Raw genomic sequence first — 5,550 nt, 5'->3', positions numbered from 1 at the left:
GCTTATGGTTCCGGATACTTCGGCAAGGGTAAAGGCGGTAATTTCCTTCACGGTATAGTCCCCGCTTAGATCCATGAGCACCAAAACCGAATTCTTTCCCGGTGTAACCGTATAGGTAATGCTTCCCGTCCCTACTAGTATTTCCCCGTCGGCAAATGCCTTATACGCCCGGGCGTTTATCGTCCATTCCCCCAGGCTGACAGAAAGGTTCACGCTTTCTTCCCCGGGCGAAAGTGTCCGGGTAAAGGATTCTCCCCGGGGACCGGTAAAATCAAATTCATAGCGGAAGGATCGCACTTCATCATCGGAAACCGACCGCGCTCCGCTTCCTGTTGTTACGGTCAGGTTCCCGCCGGGGCTTACCGGCTGCATAAAAATATCACAAGCGCCCAGGGCCGACAAAAATGCAGCAAGTATCAGTATCCCTGTTTTTTTCACTATATCCCCTTATTTCCAGCGTGTTCCTACGGCAAAATCACCCGTCGACGGAGGAGCGGCGGGGATCCCCGGCGTATTCCCCATCCCCGCAGGCATGGGCGGGACGAGTTTTTCCCGCGCCGTTTCCATCGCTGCCGCTGTCCTGCCGGTTTCAACATTGCTCACCACCGCATAGCCCGCCCCGACATAGACACCCGTACCGTCGCCGCCGCTTACATGTACCCGGCCCGCGTCAACCGAAAGGCGCTGTCCGTCAAACTCAAAACTCGTTCCCCGTACCGAAGCGGTTACCGAAGGGCTCCGTACCGTAAAATCGACCTTCCCCCCGGACGGGGGTGTAACATCCGCCCGTACCCGCCCGGTTTGCAGATACAGCCCCACTTCCTCTGTGTTTTGCGCTTCCCGCAGGGCTTCCAAGGTAAGCCGGGTTAAGGGCCGTACGGTTATTACCGAATTCCCCAGAGCAATACGGGCGGTACTCTTAAACCCCGTGGATATGGCCGTCGCATTTTCTATCCGCTGCCCTTCTTCGGCGGCAGTCCATTCAGCCGCTCCCGGCGTCAACACTTCCACGGTCCCATAAATTTCCCGAATAAACGCGGTCTGAGCCGGCAGACTCACCGCACCGCATATGATCAACATACACACCATAACTTTTTTCATACCCATCTCCAATTTCATAACGACACCGTTACTCCCGCATTCACCTTCCACCGCAGCGGCGTATCCGCCGCAAATGCCCCGCCCCATTGGGGGAAGAACGCCCCGCCCCCGGCGGTAAACCGGAGGATCGAATCAATTGCCCATATTACCGATCCGTACAGTTCCCCGCCCAACAACAGGGAGGACGATTGGGGATCCAAATCCGCATCGTTGAATGTTTCCGTATCGGTCCTGATAAAATACGTTGTCCCTGCCGAAACGGATACCTGCTCATGGAGCCGCGCCGTATAAGCGGCTTTCACCGATAGGAGGGAGGAGATCCTGGGCATAAATATTTCTCCCTGGATAATACCGTTCAGCGGCAGAAATACTCCGATAGTATCGCTGATAGCCCCGCTTGCCCAGCGGAAACGCAGATCCGCCATATCCTCCAAACTCCCCGGCGGATTCCATTCCGCCCCCGCCTGGAAGGCTAAACTGGTCCGCAGATCCACTCCGTCCGTTTCCGTAAACCCAACAGAAGCGGCCAGGTTCAGCCGAAGAACTTCTATGGGGGTGAAAAAGTAATGTCCCAACAGGTACTGGCTGTGCAGGGCGTCTTGGCTTGTCAGATCAAACTGGCCAAGGGCGTTTACCGTAAGGGAAGTCCGGCTTGTTAAATCGGGGAATTCCCCGGTCAGCTCCGCTAAAAGCCTTCGGGACGCACGATAACTATCACCATCCCCGTAATCCAAGGGCTTACTATAATTGGCCATATCCACGGCGCTCATGATAATTTCCGCACTTTCCTTGTACAAGAAACCGGTATAAAAAACCCCCGCCGAAAGCCGGGCTTTTTGCAGGGAGAGGGAACCCAACAATCCGTCAAAGAACCCCGATGCTATCAGGGCCGCCGAGTCGGCAAAGTGCTGCCGCCCTGCGCTGACAAAAACCGCAGAAAAAGGCCGCCAGTCAAACTCCGTTCTTTCAAGTTCAACCAGGAGGGGCGTCTTTGCTTCCCCGTCCTCATACTCAAATAGTAAACGGCCCGAAAGATAATACGAAAGGTCCTCCCGTAAAACCCCGGAAACCCAGGGACTCGCCGTCCCGGTAAACGAAAAATCCCCGCCGCTGTCCGCACCCTGCCCGGCGTAACCGTATTCCGGCACCGTGTTCAGGACAAGGCCGAAATCCGCCGCAAAACAGCAAGGGACGCTCAAGAGCAGTATCACTATATAAATGGGTTTCATTTTTCTTCCCCTGAAACACGCAGCACATTTCCTAACACTTGAAAAAACTGCGGTCCTGTTACCCGCCGGGCGGGATCATTGGGTGGGGGAATGAGCCGCCGGTAGACGAGTTCCCGGTACGCATAACGGGGGCCCGGAAAGAGCCGGTAGAAGACGCTCCCCTTCAGCTTGAAGGCCTGCATAATAAGGTAGGAAAGCTCTCCCATACTGATGGGGCTGTCCGCCTTGTTCCGCAGCCATGTATCCGCCTGGGCTTGGGCGAAGGCCGCCTCAATACCGGCGTCTGCGGGAATTAATTCCGCTGCGGTCAGCACAAAATAAGCCGCCTGCCCCTGGTTCACTTCACGGACGCCCAGCGCTCCGTCCATAAGGGCGGCGGTTTGGGCATGGGTATAAGAGCCAAGACAGAGCAAAAAGAGAATGGAAACGGTAATAATTAACCCATTCCTGATATACATATTTCATCCCCCCGAGTGTAAAGAGGATAAAACACTATTTTTTGTTTGTCAAACAGTAAAACTGCACAGATTTTCTGTGCAGTACGCACAGGATATTAGTCATTATATAGGAATATGAGTAATATCTATGCGTATAGCCTAAGAATCCTGTGCAGTACGCACGGTTTTTGCGTTTTTTAATAACAATATTTTATATTATTCTTTTTGCAAATTTTGGCCAAATCCCCATCATTCGTTAAGACTATACCATCATTCCTTCGGGCAATTACTGCATAAATCATATCATACCGGTCATACATCCCCCCAACGCCAGGGCGAAAATCACTATCATGTACTTTGCGCTTTCATACCTATACCTACCTTAGAAAAACACTCGACCGATCACTCCTAATTCCCTATTCCCAGTACAGCTTGGGATACTGCGGGCTGCCGCCGTTCCAGCCGCCCAGGCTCTTCCACAAGGCGCCGATGCCGGTTCCTGTGCCGACACCCCAGGCATTGGCTCTGAAATCAGTGCCGGTGCCGGTAACGATGCTTTCGTCAGGCCAGTCAACGCCGCTGAACTGTGTTGTACCGCCGTTCCCGGTGCCAGAACCACCGCTGGTGCCAGAACTACCGATGGCGCCAACGCCATCTCCGATATAGGTAGCCCAGTAGCAGGCGGTGATGGTAGCTTCATCGTTCTCCCCTGCCACGCCGCCGACAGAACTGCTTCCTGAAACAGAGCCGATGTTATAGCTGGCAGTGATGTGGGCGTAGCTGTTATGTCCCGCCACGCCGCCGACCAAACTGCTGCCTGAAACAGGGCCGATGTTATAGCTGCCCAATATGTCGCCATAGTTGTCCCCAGCTACGCCGCCGACACGGTCGCCGGTTCCGATAACGGCGCCGCTGTTGGAGCTGATGTAGATCATACCACCATTATATCCCGCAATACCGCCGAGAACGCCAGTTCCAGTAGCGGAACCGCTATTGGAACCGACAGTGAGGTAGCCGATAGTCCATCCCGCCATACCACCAACAAAGCTGGCGCCAGTAACGGAACCACTATTGGAACTGGCCCTGATGGTACTGCTTGCGTCGATGTATCCCACCACACCGCCGACAAAGACACCGCCTGAAACAGAGCTGTTATTGGAGCAGTCGCTAATGAGGGCGTTGAGCCATCCCGCAATACCGCCAATATAGTCGTTGCCTGAAATGGAACCACTGCGGATATGAACATTCTTCACTTCGCCGAGGGCTTCGAAGGGCATACCCAGGGCGCCAAAGAGGCCTTGGTAGTCAACAGTGGGACTGTTTATATACAGATTGCTGATAGATTTGCCGTCGCCGTCGAAAGTTCCGATAAAGGGGTTGAAGAAAACAACATCATCGGAACCTGTACCCACCGGCGTCCATTCCTGGCCAGACCATGCGCCGGAGGGGCTGCCGGGGGCGATGCCCAGCAGGTCTATGTCCGCATCCTGCTTGTAAGCGCCGCCCAGTGTATGGTAATCGGTGTTAATTAACTGGAATTCCGCGTAGCTGCCTATGGGGATGCTGCCGTCCACGGCATCGCGGAATTGGATGACGCCGCTGCTGTCTATTTTCAGCGTAAGGGTCTCATTTACCTTGCGGCCTATGAGGATTTCACCGGCTGTGGTGGTGATGCTTTTGATAAGATCACCCTCCACAGTAACGGTGGGCGTCCCCGGATAACTCCCAAGAAGGATCAGGTCAACCCCCGTAGCCGGGAAGGTGATCGTTAGGATCCCACTGTCCGCCGCGTTCGTTACGGCAGCCCCGCCATAGGTAAAGCTGTTTGCCGTCATGCCGGTAAGGGTATAGCCGGGTTTGGCGGTCAGGGTAACAATGGCCTGGTATACCGTGGCGCGGGCAAAGTTCCCGGCGAATGATGCCCCATCGCCCTTTTGCCAGGTGACAGTTCCGGTATACTGGCTCTCGTCAATCCCCGTGGTGTCCGGCGCCGTATCTTTAACCGGCGCCGTAACCAGACCGTTTAAGCTCAAGACGTTTATAACCGTGTCGCTGGTGATGTTAACATTCACCGTATAGGTCCTGATGGACCCATCCGCCGCAGTAACCGTGTAGCTGAGCGGTCCGCCGGAAAAATCCCGGGCCACACCGGAAGCGACATCCACCGATGCCCCGGTATGGCTGAACACAGGGGCAATGCTGGTAAGATCCGTCCCATGGGGTACGGTTACCGTGATGGTTCCGCCTGCATCGTCGATAATTCCCGTAGCTCCGGCAAGGGTAAATGTCGTAATTGCCTTTGCATTGGCCGCCGCCACGGTGACAGTTACCGTGTAAACCTGGGTTGAACCATCCGCTGCGCTTACCGTAAATGGTACCGGGCTTGCATAACTCCGGGCTATTGTCGGGTCCGGGTTGATTAAGACACCGTCATGGGTAACCTGAGCAATCATGCCGGTAAGCGTGGTCCCATACGGTACAATGATAGTTACCGTCTTTGCCGCTTCGTTCACGGTTCCCGCTGCCGATACCGGGCTGGTCAGGTTAAAAGCTGTCAGCGCTTTGGCGTCAACTGCCACCATGGTTACCGTTACGGTGTAGGTCCTGGCAGATCCGTCCGCCGCCGTAACCGTATAGGTGAGCGGCCCACCGGAAAAATCCCGGGCCACACCGGAAGCGACATCCACCGATACCCCGGTATGGCTGAACTCGGGAACAATGCTGGTAAGATCCGTCCCATGGGGTACGGTTAGTGTGATAATTCCGCTGGCATCATCCGTATC

At 54.9% G+C, this 5,550-nt stretch carries 5 protein-coding genes; all 5 read right to left on the bottom strand.

All coding sequences use genetic code 11. The annotated features are described in order from the left end of the window. Positions 1 to 438: hypothetical protein (locus TPRIMZ1_RS0117830; protein ID WP_010263897.1), on the bottom strand; the 438-nt coding region annotated here is incomplete at its 3' end. A 9-nt stretch (positions 439 to 447) separates the two neighbouring features. Further along, on the bottom strand, positions 448 to 1,101 hold the full coding sequence (locus TPRIMZ1_RS0117825) for a FecR family protein (RefSeq protein ID WP_026043800.1): 654 nt from the start codon (positions 1,099 to 1,101) through the stop codon (positions 448 to 450). Positions 1,102 to 1,115: 14 nt separating this feature from the next. Further along, a complete protein-coding gene (locus tag TPRIMZ1_RS0117820) occupies positions 1,116 to 2,330 on the bottom strand; it encodes a hypothetical protein (protein WP_010263892.1) in 1,215 nt (404 codons plus the stop codon). Further along, entirely contained in the window at positions 2,327 to 2,788 is a 462-nt protein-coding gene (locus TPRIMZ1_RS0117815; protein ID WP_010263890.1) for a hypothetical protein, read from the bottom strand. Before TPRIMZ1_RS0117815 ends, TPRIMZ1_RS0117820 begins: the two co-directional genes overlap by 4 nt. 395 nt (positions 2,789 to 3,183) lie before the next feature. Then, positions 3,184 to 5,550: DUF5018 domain-containing protein (locus tag TPRIMZ1_RS19920; RefSeq protein WP_010263889.1), on the bottom strand; the 2,367-nt coding region annotated here is incomplete at its 5' end.

Source organism: Treponema primitia ZAS-1 (assembly GCF_000297095.1).
Classification (GTDB): domain Bacteria; phylum Spirochaetota; class Spirochaetia; order Treponematales; family Breznakiellaceae; genus Termitinema; species Termitinema primitia_A.
This window is presented reverse-complemented; position numbering and strand designations above follow the sequence as displayed.